Source organism: Dietzia sp. MNB45, assembly GCF_051994785.1.
Classification (GTDB): Bacteria; Actinomycetota; Actinomycetes; order Mycobacteriales; family Mycobacteriaceae; genus Dietzia; species Dietzia kunjamensis.
Window position 1 is genome coordinate 3,158,871 of record NZ_CP163397.1, and the last position, 15,497, is coordinate 3,174,367.

At 71.4% G+C, this 15,497-nt stretch carries 17 protein-coding genes; 4 read left to right on the forward strand and 13 right to left on the reverse strand.

Annotation, left to right across the window (positions count from 1 at the left end; translation table 11 throughout):
• Nucleotides 1–13 precede the first annotated feature (13 nt).
• The gene (locus tag AB5G72_RS15180; protein ID WP_440220290.1) at nt 14–925 is read right to left on the reverse strand and encodes a LamB/YcsF family protein; all 912 of its coding nucleotides are present in this window, start codon (nt 923–925) and stop codon (nt 14–16) included.
• Nucleotides 926–981: 56 nt separating this feature from the next.
• Here AB5G72_RS15180 and AB5G72_RS15185 point away from each other — a divergent pair, with 56 nt between their 5' ends.
• A complete protein-coding gene (locus AB5G72_RS15185) occupies nt 982–1,638 on the forward strand; it encodes a hypothetical protein (RefSeq protein ID WP_440220291.1) in 657 nt (218 codons plus the stop codon).
• Here the strand turns inward: AB5G72_RS15185 and AB5G72_RS15190 are convergent.
• Nucleotides 1,583–2,872, reverse strand: a complete 1,290-nt coding sequence (locus tag AB5G72_RS15190) for an FUSC family protein (protein WP_067719391.1) — start codon at nt 2,870–2,872, stop codon at nt 1,583–1,585. The two genes, AB5G72_RS15185 and AB5G72_RS15190, sit on opposite strands and share 56 nt — an antisense overlap.
• The gene (locus AB5G72_RS15195) at nt 2,829–3,245 is read right to left on the reverse strand and encodes a DUF3151 domain-containing protein (RefSeq protein WP_067719394.1); all 417 of its coding nucleotides are present in this window, start codon (nt 3,243–3,245) and stop codon (nt 2,829–2,831) included. The genes AB5G72_RS15190 and AB5G72_RS15195 overlap by 44 nt, the downstream gene beginning before the upstream one ends.
• Nucleotides 3,246–3,494: 249 nt before the next feature.
• Between AB5G72_RS15195 and AB5G72_RS15200 the strand changes: the two genes are divergently transcribed.
• The 3 genes from AB5G72_RS15200 (at nt 3,495) to AB5G72_RS15210 (ending at nt 7,481) form a co-directional block, all read left to right on the forward strand.
• A complete protein-coding gene (locus tag AB5G72_RS15200; RefSeq protein ID WP_440220292.1) occupies nt 3,495–4,916 on the forward strand; it encodes an NAD(P)-binding domain-containing protein in 1,422 nt (473 codons plus the stop codon).
• Between the two features lie 112 nt (nt 4,917–5,028).
• Nucleotides 5,029–6,747, forward strand: coding sequence for an alkaline phosphatase D family protein (locus AB5G72_RS15205; protein WP_440221514.1), 1,719 nt, complete (start codon nt 5,029–5,031; stop codon nt 6,745–6,747).
• A 140-nt stretch (nt 6,748–6,887) separates the two neighbouring features.
• The gene (locus tag AB5G72_RS15210) at nt 6,888–7,481 is read left to right on the forward strand and encodes an Rv0361 family membrane protein (RefSeq protein WP_440220293.1); all 594 of its coding nucleotides are present in this window, start codon (nt 6,888–6,890) and stop codon (nt 7,479–7,481) included.
• A gap of 63 nt (nt 7,482–7,544) precedes the next feature.
• Here AB5G72_RS15210 and AB5G72_RS15215 read toward each other — a convergent pair whose 3' ends face one another.
• The 10 genes from AB5G72_RS15215 to pyrE form a co-directional block, all read right to left on the reverse strand.
• Nucleotides 7,545–9,104 carry a DUF222 domain-containing protein gene (locus tag AB5G72_RS15215; protein ID WP_440220294.1) on the reverse strand — a complete coding sequence of 520 codons (1,560 nt, stop codon included), beginning with the start codon at nt 9,102–9,104 and terminating at the stop codon, nt 7,545–7,547.
• A gap of 277 nt (nt 9,105–9,381) precedes the next feature.
• Complete coding sequence (fbaA, locus tag AB5G72_RS15220; protein WP_440220295.1) at nt 9,382–10,425, reverse strand: class II fructose-bisphosphate aldolase; 1,044 nt, start codon at nt 10,423–10,425, stop codon at nt 9,382–9,384.
• 130 nt (nt 10,426–10,555) lie between these two features.
• A complete protein-coding gene (locus tag AB5G72_RS15225) occupies nt 10,556–11,551 on the reverse strand; it encodes an MsnO8 family LLM class oxidoreductase (RefSeq protein ID WP_206472904.1) in 996 nt (331 codons plus the stop codon).
• Between the two features lie 58 nt (nt 11,552–11,609).
• On the reverse strand, nt 11,610–11,786 hold the full coding sequence (locus tag AB5G72_RS15230) for a hypothetical protein (RefSeq protein ID WP_440220296.1): 177 nt from the start codon (nt 11,784–11,786) through the stop codon (nt 11,610–11,612).
• The gene (locus tag AB5G72_RS15235; protein ID WP_440220297.1) at nt 11,783–11,989 is read right to left on the reverse strand and encodes a helix-turn-helix domain-containing protein; all 207 of its coding nucleotides are present in this window, start codon (nt 11,987–11,989) and stop codon (nt 11,783–11,785) included. The genes AB5G72_RS15230 and AB5G72_RS15235 overlap by 4 nt, the downstream gene beginning before the upstream one ends.
• On the reverse strand, nt 11,989–12,468 hold the full coding sequence (locus AB5G72_RS15240; RefSeq protein WP_440220298.1) for a DUF2975 domain-containing protein: 480 nt from the start codon (nt 12,466–12,468) through the stop codon (nt 11,989–11,991). The genes AB5G72_RS15235 and AB5G72_RS15240 overlap by 1 nt, the downstream gene beginning before the upstream one ends.
• Nucleotides 12,469–12,552: 84 nt before the next feature.
• Nucleotides 12,553–13,203, reverse strand: a complete 651-nt coding sequence (locus tag AB5G72_RS15245) for a TrmH family RNA methyltransferase (protein ID WP_440220299.1) — start codon at nt 13,201–13,203, stop codon at nt 12,553–12,555.
• Nucleotides 13,200–14,042: an SDR family oxidoreductase gene (locus AB5G72_RS15250; RefSeq protein WP_440220300.1), complete on the reverse strand. Its 843-nt coding sequence runs from the start codon at nt 14,040–14,042 to the stop codon at nt 13,200–13,202. The genes AB5G72_RS15245 and AB5G72_RS15250 overlap by 4 nt, the downstream gene beginning before the upstream one ends.
• The gene (locus tag AB5G72_RS15255; RefSeq protein WP_440220301.1) at nt 14,039–14,812 is read right to left on the reverse strand and encodes a lysoplasmalogenase family protein; all 774 of its coding nucleotides are present in this window, start codon (nt 14,810–14,812) and stop codon (nt 14,039–14,041) included. Before AB5G72_RS15255 ends, AB5G72_RS15250 begins: the two co-directional genes overlap by 4 nt.
• Before the next feature lie 5 nt (nt 14,813–14,817).
• Nucleotides 14,818–15,375: an orotate phosphoribosyltransferase gene (gene pyrE / locus AB5G72_RS15260; RefSeq protein ID WP_440220302.1), complete on the reverse strand. Its 558-nt coding sequence runs from the start codon at nt 15,373–15,375 to the stop codon at nt 14,818–14,820.
• Nucleotides 15,376–15,497: the final 122 nt, after the last annotated feature.

Here is a 15,497-nt window from a genome sequence, read left to right on the forward strand (position 1 = left end):
ATCCTCGTCGTCGTCATCCCGGGCCGGACTCCCCCGCCGGCCCGTCCCCCACCGCATCACGCCCGGTCCCGCGCGCCACGGGGCCGCGCGGCGGGACGTGAGGCGCGGCGAACGGCGCCACCTCCACGCCGGCCTCCTCGAGCGAGGCGCGCACGCGGCGCGCCAGGTCGACGGCGCCGGGGGTGTCCCCGTGCACACACACCGAGGCGGCGGCCACCACGACCCGCGCTCCCTCGGCGGTGGTGATCGACTCCCCCGTCGCCATGGCCACGACGCGCTCGGCGACCTCGTCGACACCGGAGATCACCGCACCCGGCTCGCCGCGGGGCACGAGCGTGCCGTCGGGCCGGTACCCGCGGTCGGCGAACGCCTCCGTCACCGTGGGAACGCCGACGGCCGCGGCGTGGGACAGCACCACAGCACCCGGCAGGCCGAGGATCGGCACCGGCTCCTCCGAGGCGAGTTCGGCGTACCGCACCACGGCGTCCACGACACCCGCGGCCTGCTCCGGATCGCGGACGATACGGTTGTAGAGCGCGCCGTGTGGCTTGAGGTACCGCACCCGCGTCCCGTGCCGTCGCGCGGCCATGTCGAGCTCGACGAGCTGGAACTCCACGAGACGGGCGACCTCCTCGCGGTCGAGGTCGTGCTCGATACGCCCGAAGTTGGCGCCGTCCCGGTACGAGGGGTGGGCCCCCAGGGCGACGCCGCGCTCGGCGGCCGCGACGGCCGTGGCGATCATGGTGGGCCGGTTGCCGGCGTGGAAGCCGCACGCGACGTTGGCGGATGTCACCACGTCCAACAGCGCGGCGTCGTCGGGATCCGGCCCGGCGCCGGGCGCGAGTGACGCGGGCCACCGCGGCGTCCCCCGGCGGGCCTCGCCGAGGTCGCAGTTCAGATCGATCCTGCGCGCCTGTCCAACCACGCTTCCATCCTGCCCCAGGTTCGCCCCCGCCATCAGCTGCGGTCATGATGGAGGTCATGATCGTCATCCGCTGCGGCTCGGCCCCGGTCCCGACGGTTCTCGCTGAGCGCCCCCGCATCCAGGTCAGCGAGGTGCCGACCAAGGACGAGGTCAACCGCGCGTTGGCCGAGGTGGGCCCGGGGCGTCGACTGGTCCTCTGCGGCACCGACGCCGCGTTGGCCGCCGTGCTCACCCGCCTGCTGCGGACCGAGAACCTCGACGCGGAGATCGCCTACGTCGCCGACGAGCCCACCCCCGCCACCCGCGCGTACGGGCTACCGACAGGATCGGAGGCGGCCAAGCTCGGCATCCGGGGCACGTCGCGTGAGGTGCCGCTCGTCCGCGACGAGACCGGGACCGCCCTCGTCGGCGAGGCCCTCGTACGCGGCCCCGAGGGCGACCGACTCGTGGGTGAGGCCTACGCCGACGACACCGTGGTCTTCTCCGGCGAGACGGACACCCTCACCGTCCGGCCCACACCCGAGCTGCCCGGTGTCCGGGCCACCGCCGCGCGGCCCCGCAGGTTGCGTCGCCGGCAGTGGGTGGCGGCCCGGGCGGTGCAACTGGGCACCGAGGCCGGCCTGCTCACCCGGGACGGACTCACCGGTCGGCGGGCCATCAAGAGGACGACTTTCTATCGTCATACCGAGCCATGGAGGCTCGTGTCGCCCTGAGCGGCGGCATCACCGGCGCCGGTCGGTCCGGCGCGTCCGGCCACTCCTCCGTCAGTTCCGGTTCGACGGCGGGATTGCGGACGGTCGGCGGCAGCGTGGCGAGGGCCGAGATCTTGCTCAGCCCCGCGACCTGCATCATGTCCACGAGGATCGAGCGCAGCTGGGCCAGCATGACGGTCTCGGTCAGGCCCGACCCCGTGATCAGCTCCCGCTTGGCGCGCGACGCGACCGCCCGCAACTCGCGGTGGACCTCGGCGTCCGTGGGTGCATCGGAGTCCGCGGCCACCCGCCGTGTGAGCACCTCCAGAGCGCCGGCCAGCGCCGCGATCAACGAACTCAGCGCGGGCGGTACGTCCACCTGATCGTCCGCCGCCACGATCGCCCGGCGCGCGAGGACACGGATGTTGCGGATGCCGTTGTCCAGCGGGTTGAGCATCGCCGTGAGGACGATCTCCTCCGGACGCCGCCGCCGGTAGAACGGGGAGATCCGCACCAGTTCCCGCGCCCCCGCGAGCTGCTCGGAGATCGCGTCGACGGCCGGCTGGGTGTCGCGGGCGTCCTGCAGGGCGGAGCGGATGAGTTCCGAGTCGCGCCGTTCCAACCCGTCCGCGACCTCGGCGAGCACCGACGACGCCACGCCCAGCAGCGACGCCGCCTCCCGGCGGGCGCGGCGCAGGGGATGGACGGGCATGAGTGCCATCGCGGCCAGCGCGACCACCCCACCCACCGCCGCGTCGAGCATCCGCTCGTAGCCGCCCGCGCTGCCCGGCGGCAGGATCGTCGCCACGAGGATCGCCGAGGAGGCCGCCTGGGTGCCGGTGATCGCCCCCCGGTCGACGAACACCGCCGCTGACATCGCCAGGATCACCACCAGAGCGATCTGCCACGCCCCGGAGCCGATCTCCCGGATCAGCAGGTCACCGAACCCGACGCCGACGATGACGCCGAGCACCAGCTCGACACCCCTCCGGACGCGACGCCCCATACCGGTGCCGAGGGCGATGGCGGCCGCGATGGGAGCGAAGAAGGGTGCCGAGTGGTGCAGCACGTCGTGCGCGAGGAACCAGGCCAGTCCCGCGGCGAGACCGCACTGCAGGATCGGCAGGAACGCGTAACCGAGTCGCCGGGCGCGCGCCCTCAGCGGGCCCGGCAGCGCGGCGTAGACGCCCAGCGCGCGGGCGTCCAGTCGGTCACGCCAGGCCGAGAGACGCGGCGGCGTGCGGGTCTGACTCATTGACCAGGTCCAGACAACGGATGTACTCGTCCTCCTCACCGATCGACTGCGCGGCGCGGGCCAGCGCGGCGACGCAACGGAGGAAGCCGCGGTTGGGTTCGTGGTCGTACGGCACCGGCCCGAAGCCCTTCCAGCCGTGGCGCCGCAGCTGGTCCAGTCCGCGGTGATACCCGGTGCGGGCGAAGGCGTAGGCGCTGATCACCTCGCCGGAGTCGAGTGCGCGCTCCGCGAGTTCGGCCCACGCGATCGAGGCGGTGGGGTGGGAGGCCGCCACGGTACGGGGATCCTCCCCCGCGGCGACGGCGGCCTCCGCCTCCGGGTCACCGGTGAGACGGGTGGGCGGGGGGCCGAGGAGATCTCCGAACTGGGTCATGCCCCCATTGTCCACTAATCCGCCGCATCGCCTCCCCTGCCCCCATTTGTTAAGGTCGGGGGCATGCGGCGCCCCGGACGTGGCGCCGTGCGCTCGTCGCGGGCAGTGGTTTCACGCCCCTTCGGAGCGATCGTGGTCCCGGTGTCGAGGCCCCGTTACGCGGACTCATCCAGTCCCCGCGTCGGACGAGCTTCCACCGGCACCAGTCGGAGCGAACGAACAGGCCGAACGTGGGCCGGAAGGAAAAGCGTGTCTAGACAGCGTATTGCGATCATCGGAGCCGGGCCGAGCGGAATGGCCGCCCTGAGGGCGTTCGAATCGGCCCAGCGATCCGGGGCCAAGATCCCCGAGATCGTGGCCTACGAGAAGCAGGACGACTGGGGCGGCCAGTGGAACTACAACTGGCGGTCCGGCACCGACAAGTACGGCGAGCCGGTCCACTCCTCCATGTACCGCAACCTGTGGTCGAACGGCCCCAAGGAGGCGCTCGAGTTCGCCGAGTACACGTTCGACGAGCACTTCGGCAGGCCCATCTCGTCGTATCCGCCGCGTGAGGTCCTGTGGGACTACATCGACGGCCGGGTCCAGGGGTCCGACGTCAAGGACAAGGTGCAGTTCTCCACGGCCGTCCGTTGGGTGGAGTACGACCGCGATCTGGACACCTTCACCGTCACCGTGGAGAACCTCAGGTCCGGCAAGACCACCTCGTCGGAGTTCGACCGGATCATCGTCGCCACCGGCCACTTCTCCTACCCCAACCTCCCGGACTTCAAGGGCATCGAGACGTTCCCCGGGTCTGTCCGCCATGCCCACGACTTCCGCGGGGCCGAGAAGCTGGCGGACAAGCGCGTCCTGCTGATCGGCGCCTCCTACTCCGCGGAGGACATCGGCGTGCAGGCCTTCAAGATGGGCGCCCGGTCGGTGACGATCTCCTACCGCACCGCCCCCATGGGCTACGACTGGCCGGACGGGATGGAGGAACTACCGCTCGTCCAGCGGTTCGACGGCGAGACGGTCCACTTCACCGGCGGCGAGACCCGCGAGTTCGACGCCGTGATCCTGTGCACCGGCTACCTCCACAAGTACCCGTTCCTACCGGCGGACCTGTCGCTGCAGTCGCCCAACAACATCTACCCCGCCGGCCTCTACCGCGGCGTGGTGTGGCAGAAGAACCCCAAGGTCTACTACCTCGGCGCCCAGGACCAGTGGTTCACCTTCAACATGTTCGACGCCCAGGCCTGGTATGTCCGCGACCTCATCCTGGGCCGGGCCAAGCTGCCGTCCGCCGAGGAGCGGGTCGCCCACATGCGGGCCTGGCGGAACCGGTTCCAGGAGCTGGAGGGCGACGCCGACGACGTGCGCTTCCAGGCCGACTACGTCCGCGACCTCATCGAGGCCACGGACTACCCGATGTTCGACCTCGACGAGGTGGTCGAGATCTTCCTCGCCTGGAAGAAGGACAAGAAGAAGAACATCCTGACCTACCGGGACAAGCCGTACCGCTCCGTCCTCACCGGCACCATGGCGACCGTCCACCACACCCCGTGGCTCCAGGAGCTGGACGATTCGCGCGAGCGGTACCTCTCGACGCCGGAGAAGACCGAGATCGAGGAGCTCGTGGTGGGCGCCGACACCACGCCGGGACAGGACGCGCAGGTCGCCGGCGAGTGAACCGTCGGTGACGTCTGGGGCGAATCCGCTCCCGGACGTCACCCGAGGGGACAGACTTGAACGCGTGACCGCGTCTCCCGCCCCCTCGCCCGAGTCTCCCGGGTCGGCCCACATCGCCGGAACCGCCCGCATCGCCGATTCCCATCCCACAGGTGGCATCGGCCGGCGCTCCCTCCTCCGGGCCGGAGCGCTGGCCGGTGCCGCCGTCGGGACCGGTGCCCTGGCCGGACGCACCGCCGTCGCCGGGGCCGCGGCTGCCGGGGGCAAAGGAGGTGGCGGGGCCCCGGCCGGAGCCGTCTTCCGGCACGGCGTCGCCTCGGGCGACCCCATGGCGGACCGCGTCATCCTGTGGACGCGCGTGACGCCCACCCCGCAGGCGAGCCCCGGTTCCGGGATCGGTGACCCCGTCGTCGTCGCCTGGGAGGTCGCCACCGACCCGGGGTTCACCTCCCTCGTCCGCACGGGGTCCGTCGTCACCGACTCCGGCCGCGACCACACGGTCAAGCTCGACTGCACCGGACTGGCGCCGGACCGCTGGTACCACTACCGCTTCCGCGCGCTCGGTCAGGTCTCGCGGACCGGGCGCACCCGCACCGCTCCCGCCGACGGCGCCATGCCCGCCACCGGCCGCTGGCGCGTCGGCGTGGTGTCGTGTTCCAACTGGGAGGCCGGCTTCTTCTCCGGTTACCGCCACCTCGAGGCGCGCGGGGACCTGGACGCGATCATCGAGCTCGGTGACTACATCTACGAGTACGGCCGCGGCGAGTACACCGCCGCCATCGGGGCGATACGCCCGCACGAACCACCGCACGAGATCGTCACCCTGGCCGACTATCGGATCCGGCTGGCGCAGTACCACACCGATCCCGACCTGCAGTCCCTGCACGCGCACGTCCCCTGGATCTGCACGTGGGACGACCACGAGCTGGCCAACGACTCGTGGGAGCACGGTGCCGAGAACCACCAGCCGCACGAGGGCCCGTTCTCAGACCGCAAGGCCGCGTCCTCGCAGGCGTACTTCGAGTGGATGCCGGTCCGGCCGGAGTCGCTGCGCGACGGCGGGCACCTCTACCGGCGCCTGCGCTGGGGGTCGTTGGCCGAGATCAGCATGCTGGACCTGCGCTCGTACCGTTCCGAGAGCCCCGATCGGTTCAACGGCCTGGCGATCGACCAGACCAACACGATGACCGGCGCCGAGCAGTTCGACTGGCTGGCCCGCGGGCTGCGGTCGTCGACCGCCCGCTGGAACGTCATCGGCAACTCGGTCATGGTCTCGCCCGTGCTCATCCCGCCGTTGGACGCACGCACGACCGGCGCGCTCACCGAACTCCTGGGGGTCCCGCGGGAGGGCATCACCTACAACTCGGACCAGTGGGACGGGTACGCCGGTGAGCGCCGCCGCCTGTTCGAGGTCATCCGCGCCACCGGCAACCGCAACCACGTCTTCCTCACCGGCGACATCCACACGTCCTGGGCCAACGAGGTGCCGTTCGACCCGGCCGACTACCCGGGGGCCGGCACCGGGGCGGTCGAGTTCGTCACCCCGTCCATCACGAGCAACAACATCAACGACATGGTGGGCGGACTACCCGAGGGCAACCCGCTCTCACAGGCCGCCCAGGGCGCCCTGACCGCCGCGAACCGGCACGTCCGCTGGGCCGATCTCGACCGCCACGGCTTCACGGTGGTCGAGTTCACCAGCGACTACGCCCACGCCGACTACTGGGCGCTCGTGGCCCGCGAGGACCCGAACAGTGGTGCGTACCCGATGGCGAGTTGGCGCGCCCGGCACGGCACCGACCGCCTGGAGCCCGCGGGCCCGCTCCCCTGATCGGGCGGACTGTCGCGGCGGCAACGCACCCGCATCCCCGGAGTCAGCGCCCCTGCACCCCCGGAATCACAGGTCGGTCCGCTACGGTGGCGGGTCGACGCGGCCCGTCCGGGGCCGGCGACGCGCACCGGGAGTAGTAAATGACGACGACGAGCCAGCAGCCGGCCGCCGGGGATCCGAACCCCGCGGGACAGCCGGGCGGGGGCCCGGAGTGTGGGGCACGTCCGGACAGCGGCCGGGAAGGCGGTCGCGGCTGGCGGGGCGGTGTGGCCGTCGCGGCGGCCGTCGTCGTGGCGCTCCTCGTGATCGCCGCGCTCGCGTGGCTTTTCCTCGCGGGCCCGCTGTCGTCGTCCGCGCGGGCCGAGCGGGACGTCGAGCAGACGCTGGAGAGCATGAGTTCGGCGGAGTCGTTCGCCGAGTTCAACGGGCACATGTGCGCGGAGAACCGCGTGCCGCAGGAGCTCGTCGACACCATCACCGCGTCGAGCGAGGCGACGGGCTCGGACCTCGACTCGATGTTCCGCGAATCGATCGCGGGTTCGTTCCCCCAGGATCTCGAGGTGCTCGGGGTCGAGATCAGTGACAACGGCGCCGAGGCGACCGCGACCGTGGAGTCGGCGTCCGACGGGACGGGCCCGGAGCAGATTCACATGCGCGACGAGGATGGCGCCTGGAAGATGTGCCAGCCCGGAGTCGGGATGGGCGCGGTCCCGCAGGACCAGCAGCCGGGCTGACCCGACCCGTCGAGGGCGACCCGACCCGCCAACGGTCAGGCGGGCCGGGTCTGCCGCTGGCAGTCAGGCTGGCCGGGAACCGTCTCGGCCGGCGCGGTAGTCCCGCTCGATGCCGGGCGGATTGGTGAGGTGGCCGTCGTCGGCGATGAGACGGTCGACGTGTTGTCGCCATCGGTGGTCGAGAATCCGGTCGCGCGCCTGGGCCAGCGGCCCGTGTGGTGTGGTGCGGTGTTCGTGACCGGTCTCGGTGATGATGGTCAGCTCGCCGAGCGGTCCGGGCCGGTAGGCACAGTGCCCGAAGGTCTTCTCCCGATGGTGCTTGCGACACAGGCACACGAGGTTCCACTCGGCGGTGGGTCCGCCCAGGTCAGGTCGCTGATGATCGAAGGCGATGACATGGTCGATCTCACAGTCGTGGGCGTCGACCGTACACCCCGGGTGGCGGCACGTGCCGTCGCGGAGCCGGATTCGCTCGGCCAGCGCCGGAGTGATGAAGTACTTGAGCACCGCGTCCGGTGTGTCCTGGACACCCGGCTGCGGGTCGAGCATCTCGAACCTGACCCTGGAGTCGCCGCCGGACAGGAGCTCCTCACACAGCCAGTCGAAGCTCGAATAGGCGCCGTGCACGAACTGCACGCGGTTGGGCAGACCCTGGGCGATGCTGTCGATGATCGAGATCCGGATGGGCTGTTCGGTGCCCCACGACGCTCCCAGCGGGGGCCTGTCGGCGCCTGCGCCGGCGCGGGTGCCAGCAGTGGCATCGCCCGCGCCCGCCGACTCTTCCGCGTCGTACAGGCTCGTGCCGATGTCGTTGGTCGTGGGGTCCCCGAGTGCGCACAGGGCGTCGGCGCGCAGTTGGTCGCGCGTGCGGGGGTGGCCCGACTCCGAGGCAGCGCGGGCGGCGGAGTCGATCCGGCGGCGGAGCTTCTCGGCGTCCCCGCTGGGCAGCGAGGCCCACATGCTGGTCATGCCGTCGCGTGCCGGGCGGAACCGCACTGTTCGCTGCTCGACCGCGGCGTCCACGGCGTCGCCGGCGGCCTGTGGGTCATGACGCTCCCGGGACCCGTCGACCGCGGAGTCCAGGTCGGGGCGACTGGGGCGGTGGCCCCCGTCGAGGTCTCGGGTCAGGGCGCCGACGACGTCCGATTCCACCGCGCCGATGATCGTGTCGGGCACCTCTGCCAGACGGCAGGCGGCGTCGATCGCCAACTGTTCGGGGAACAGTCCGCGTTCTACAGCCTTGCGCAGACGCGGCAGGCGAGTGTGGATCTGCACACCGGCAGTGACCAGGCGGGCAGCGTGCCACCCGGTCAGCGACATGGCCGCGGCCAGGTGGTTGCGCGCACGCTCAGTGGGTTCGAGCCGGGAGTAGGCGGGACGGGAGTCCCCGAACGGCGGCGTATCGGCTGGCCCCGGGGAGCCCCTGTCGACACTCCCCATCGCCTGGACCAACAGGTGGGCCGCCTGCAGCCGGGTCGCCGCCGCCAGGTTCTGCGCCAGCGTCGCCGAGCGCGCCACCTCGCTCAGGGCCTCGGCGCCCAGGGTGTCGAGGGGCTCCGGCACCGCGCGGAGCGCCCCGGCGAAAGCCGACCTCGTCGTCGTCGTCCCCGTTTCCTCGCTCACCACCGCACCCCCTTCAGCGTCGCGCCCGACTCGAACATACAGGCGATCTTACCGGTCCCCTCCGCGTAGCACAAGAGTTCGATTCCGCGGCGAGTGGTCCACACACGACAGCGGCGCCCCTCCGGGTGGAGGAGCGCCGCTGATGGGGCGGTGTCCGGCCGCGATGAGATCCGACCGTCAGGCAGGCTGACCAGCCCGGCTGATCAGGCCGTGCTCGGTCAGGCCCATTCGATCAAGCAGCGTTCACTCAAGCAGCGTTCACTCAAACAGCGTTCGATCAAGCAGCGGCACCCTTGGACTTGCCGGCCGACTTCAGGTCGTTGCACGCCTCGACGACGCGCTCGGACATGGCCTGCTCGGCCTTCTTCAGGTAGGAACGCGGGTCGTAGACCTTCTTGTTGCCGACCTCGCCGTCGACCTTGAGGACGCCGTCGTAGTTGCCGAACATGTGCGCGGCGATCGGCCGGGTGAACGCGTACTGGGTGTCGGTGTCGACGTTCATCTTGATAACGCCGTAGGACAGCGCCTCCTCGATCTCGCTCTTGGCCGAGCCCGAGCCGCCGTGGAAGACGAAGTCGAACGGCAGATCACCGGCGTTGAGGCGCAGCTTCTCGACCGCGACGTCCTGGCCCATCTTCAGCACCTCGGGCTTGAGCTTGACGTTGCCCGGCTTGTACACGCCGTGAACGTTGCCGAAGGTCGCGGCCAGCAGGTAGCGCTGCCCGGTGTTGCCGGCACCGAGCGCGTCGATGGTGGCCTCGAAGTCCTCACGGGAGGTGTAGAGCTTCTCGTTGATCTCGTTCTCGACACCGTCCTCCTCGCCGCCGACGACGCCGATCTCGATCTCGAGGATCTGCTTGGCGTTTGCCGTCTTCTCGAGCAGCTCCTTGGCGATCTCCAGGTTGCGGTCGAGCGGGGTAGCCGAGCCGTCCCACATGTGGGACTGGAAGAGCGGATTCTCGCCGCGGTCGACGCGCTCCTGCGAGATCTCGATGAGCGGCCGCACGAAGCCGTCGAGCTTGTCCTCGGGGCAGTGGTCGGTGTGCAGCGCGACGAGGACGTCGTACTTCGCCGCCACCACGTGCGCGAACTCGGCGAGCGCGACCGCGCCGGTGACCATGTCCTTGACGTTCAGGCCGGAGCCGAACTCGGAACCGCCGGTGGAGAACTGGATGATGCCATCGGACCCGGCATCGGCGAAGCCCTTGATGGCCGCGTTGATGGTCTCCGAGGACGTGCAGTTGATCGCCGGGTAGGCGAAGCCCTCGTTACGGGCCCGGTCGAGCATGTCCTTGTACTGTTCGGGAGTTGCGATGGGCATGTGGTCTCCTCCAGGGTTCTCGGCTGTGCGACGTGCGCATCTCGGGGCGCCGCACCCCTGTGGAGGTGGGCGCACACCCTCCAGCCTAGGCCAGCGTGACGACGCGCACCCGCGAGCCGTGCGGTACCGGTCAGCCGGGGAGCAGTTCGGCCAGCGCCGCGTCGGCCCGGGCGAGGTCGTCGCGGTCGAAAGTCGAGGTGGACGCCATGATCTCGTCGGCCCCGGTCCGCTCGACGAGCACGGCGAGTTCGCGTGCGACCTTCTCCGCGTCCCCCTGGACGGCCCCCGCCATCCAGTCCTCCACCCGGCGCAGCTGCTGCGGACGGAATCTGCGGTCCAGGATCTCCGCCGGGGACCGCAGCGGGCCGAACTCCCCGGTCTCCCGGGATTCCGCCATCGCCCACGCCTCCGGGAGGAGCAGCTGTCGCGCGGTCCCGACCGAGTCGGCGACCATCACCTCCAGGCTCACCACCACGTAGGGCTCCGGCGTGGCCTCGCTCGGCCGGAACGTCTCGCGGTAGCGATCCAGGGGCGACGGGTCGGCGAGCAGCCTCGGTCCCCCGACCACGACGGGCAGTCCGGCCCGTGCGGCGACCTCCAGGCCCCGACCGGTCGCGAGCACGAACAACGGGGGCGGGACCTCGAGGACCGGCAGCGCGGTGACGGGCCCCCGACCGTGGAGGAAGTCCTGCACCGCCGTGATGTCGCGGGCGAACGCGTCGGTGTCGTACTCGGCGACGCCGAGCGCCGCACGGACCGGTGCGGTGAACCCGAGCGAACGTCCCACCCCGAGGTCGATACGGCCCGGGTGCATCGCCTCGAGCATGGCGAACTGCTCGGCGACTATCAGCGGACGGTGGTTGGGCAGCATCACGCCCCCGGAGCCGAGGCGGATGCGGTCGGTGCGCGCGGCGGCGGCCGCGATCAGCAGCGGCGGGCTCCCGCTCGCGATCCCGGGCACGGCGTGGTGCTCGGCCGTCCAGTAGCGGTGGAAGCCCAGGGCGTCGGCCCGCTCCGCGCGGGCCAGGGTGCCCTCGATCGCGGCGGCATGGGACTCGCCGACGCGGGTCCGGGACCTGTCCAGGAGGCTGAGGCGGAGGGTGTCCGGCAGGTCGGTGGGGGCCACGACCACACCGTAGCGCCGGGAGTGGCGTCGATCGCGGACGCGGCCGGTCGTGCGCCGATCAGCGTGGCCCGCGCCAGCGCAGCGCGACGACCGCGGCACCGATCACCACGAGCACCCCGATCCCCTGCAGACCCGGGGAGTCGTCGGCCTCACCGAGGACGACCGCCGTCGCCCCCAGCGCGATTATGGCCAGCACTGCGGCCAGGACCAGCAGGAAGTGCACCCGGTGCTTCATTCCTCGACCCATTCGAGCAGGTCGCCGGGCTGGCAGTCGAGCACCCGGCACATCGCCTCGAGCGTGCTGAACCGCACGGCCTTGGCCCGACCGTTCTTCAGCACCGAGACATTGGCGGGCGTCAATCCCACCCGCTCCGCGAACTCTCCGACGCTCATCTTGCGCCTGGCGAGTTCGACGTCGATCCGCACGATGATCGGCATCAGACCACCATGTCCATCTCGGAGCGCAGGGAGGTCGCCTGCCGGAGGAGCGCGCGCATGACGACCATGAGCAGCGCGGCGACCGTGATGATGACGACGACGAGGAAGAGCAGTAGCGGCAGGCCGGGATCAGTCGCGTTGATGCCGACCAGCACGAGCACCACCACGAGCATCGCCCAGGCGGCGACGATCGCCCCCAGGATCACATCGACCCAGACCAGGGACCCGTCCGTGAAGATGCGGTCGGCCCTGACCATCGAGAGCAGCTTCCAGGTGGCCACCACCACGACCTGGATGCACACCACCCAGTAGATGGATACGGCCGTCAGCGGCCACCGCAGATGCGCGTCGCCCGGTGACGTCTCGGCCATGTGCGCGAACTGCCCGGGCAGGGACATGGTCTGCAGCAGGACCAGTATCGCGAACAGCACCACCAGGCACGCCCGCAGCGGCAGGACCGCTCGTTTTTCGATCTTCATGTACTGACTATGGACCTGTACCTATCGAAAATCAATAGGCGTGAGTTTCGGGCAGGTGGGCGCGGTGGGCGGGCGAGATGGCGATCAGGCCGGGGCGGCGTGTTCGCGGATCCAGGCGTGCATGGCGATCCCGGCGGCCACGCCGGCGTTGATCGAGCGGGTCGAGCCGAACTGGGCGATCGAGACGGTCTTCGCGGACCGCAGGCGCGCGCCCTCGCTCACCCCGGGCCCCTCCTGTCCGAAGAGCAGGACGCAGTCGCGCGGCAGGCTCGCGGACTCGAGCGGCTCGGCACCGGGGAGGTTGTCGACGGCGACGACCGGCAGCCCCTCGGAGCGGGCCCACTCCATGAGGGCGCCGACGTCGGCGTGGTGGCGCAGGTGCTGGTAGCGGTCGGTGACCATGGCCCCGCGCCTGTTCCAGCGGCGGCGGCCCACGATGTGCACCTCGGCGGCCAGGAAGGCGTTGGCGGTGCGCACGACGGTGCCGATGTTGGCGTCGTGGCCGAAGTTCTCGATGGCCACGTGAAAGGGGTGCCGACGGGTGTCGAGGTCGGCGACGATCGCCTCGCGGCGCCAGTATCGGTAGCGGTCGACCACGTTGCGGCGGTCGCCGGCGTCCAGGAGGTCGGGATCCCACCGGTCGCCGACCGGGCGCGGCTCCCCGGGATGCTCGGTCTCCCACGGGCCGACGCCGACCGCGCCCTCGCCCCACTCGGTCGGGCCCGCCGCCGTCACGAGGTCAGGCGCTGATTGGACAGCTTGACGAGTCGGCTGGGGGCGACCTGCGAGGCCAGGTACATGGCGGTGGCCTGCTTCCCGACCGGCCGGTGGACCTCGCGGCCCAGCGCCCGGCGGATCCTGCCGAACACCCCGGAGGGCTCACGCGCCGTCTGCTCGGCCAGGTCGACGATCTCGCCGGCGACGTCGCCCTCCGTGAGGCGCACGCCCATCGTGCGCATCCCGGTGGTGTTCACGCCCTCGAGCATTCCGGTGCCCACGTACAGCGGCCACACCGAGCACACCCGGATGCCGTGGCGGGCCCACTCCAGGTCCAGTGCCTCAGTGATCCCGCGGACCGCGAACTTGGTCGCCGAGTACGTCGCCATCTCGGCCTGGCCGTAGATCGCCGACGCCGAGCAGAGGTTCACCACGGTCGGGGTGGCGGACTTCTCCAGGAACGGGAACGCGACGCGACAGCCGTAGAGCACCCCCTTGACGTTGACGTCCACCAGCGCGGCGTCCTGCTCGAAACTCGCGTCCATGAACGGAGTGCCGTAGAGCAGGCCGGCGTTGTTGACCAGCACGTCCAGCGCACCACCGCTACGGGCGGTGAGCTCGGTGAGAGCGGCCTCCCACGCGGCGGGATCGGTGACGTCGAGCGAACCGGTGACGATCCGCTCGTCTCCCTCGGCCCACGCACAGGGCTGGAGGTCGTACGCGCCCACGAGGTAGCCGGCGTCGGCGAACCGGCGCGCGGTGGCCTCGCCGATCCCGCGGCCGGCGCCGGTGACGAGGACCGTGCGGACGGTGCCGGTGGACAGCGTGCCGGGACCCGGTGCGCCCGCGGCGGTCACGACGTGCTCCCGGCGGTACGCGCCGCGGCGGCGGTACCGGTGAGCAGCAGGAGCGCCGCGGTGGCATAGGTGTCGATCACTCCGACGTCCAGCGCCCGGGCGAGTGCGGTCCCGCCCGCGGTCGTACGCCGGGCCAGGATCAACGCGTCGCTGAGCAGGAAGACCGGCCCGGCGACCGCCAGGACCGAGGCCGCCGGTCCGTGCGACCGGTCGACGGACGTGGCCAACGCGGACAGCGTGGCGAGCAGCCCGCCGTACGCGGCGAGCGGGGCGTTGCCCCTATCCTCCGTGAGCAGCACGGCGCCCGCGACGCCGGCGACGACCCCGTGCACCGCGGACTGCACCGGCTTGAACCGCAGCCCCGACCGGAGCATGAGTCCGCCCAGGGCCAGGTGCCCCGCCCCGAACGCCGCCGCACCCGCGACGAGCCTCGACTTGGACCGGCTCGCGTGGCCGCCACCGAGCATGAGGATCACGTCGCCGGCGGTGTACGCCGCTCCGGTGGCCGACAGCAGCGCGGTGTCGACCGCGGAGAGCCGACCGTCGCGCAGCGCGATCGCCAGCGCCGCCGGCACGATCACCGGCTTGCACAGCTTCTCCAGCGCGCCGACCCCGGTGGCCTTGGCGATCTCCGTCCCCACCGCGGCCGCGAGGAACGCGGGCCCCTCCGGGCGGGACGTGTCGCCGAGTGCGCCCACCCGCTCCGTCAGCGCCTGCACCAGGCGATCGCGGAATGCCCTCGTCGTCGTCGTTGTCGTCGTGGTCCCCATCCTCGTCACTCCAGCCCTAGGTCGGTCAGGCCCAGCAACGCGCGGTACTCCACGTCCTCGGCCCGGATCACGTCGTCGGCGCCGGTCGCGCGGTCCACCACGGTGGCCACGCCCACGACCTCGGCGCCCGCCTCGCGCAGGGCGGCCACGGCCGTGAGCGGCGAGTTCCCGGTGGTCGTGGTGTCCTCGACGACCAGGACACGGCGACCGACGATGTCGGGGCCCTCGATGCGGCGCTGCATCCCGTGCTTCTTGGCCTCCTTGCGCACCACGAACGCATCGATCGGCCGGCCGGGCGCGTGCATGATCGCGGTGGCCACCGGATCGGCGCCCAGCGTCAACCCGCCGACGGCGTCGAATTCCCAGTCCGCGGTGAGCTCGCGCAGAAGTCGCCCGATCAACGGCGAGGCCTCGTGGTGCAGCGTGGCGCGGCGCAGGTCGACGTAGTAGTCGGCCTCGCGCCCCGAGGAGAGGGTGACGCGACCGTGGACGACGGCCAGCTCGGCGACCAGCTCGGACAGTCGCGTGCGGGCCTGGGCGCCGACGGTGACGGGATCGGTCATGGGACTCCTCGCGGGGACACGGTGTTCATTGACACGGTTGTGTGGTGACACGGTTTGTGGTGACACGGTGGGCGGAACGGCTGCCCCCGACTCTAGTCCGCCCCGGAAAAGCGCCGACCCGC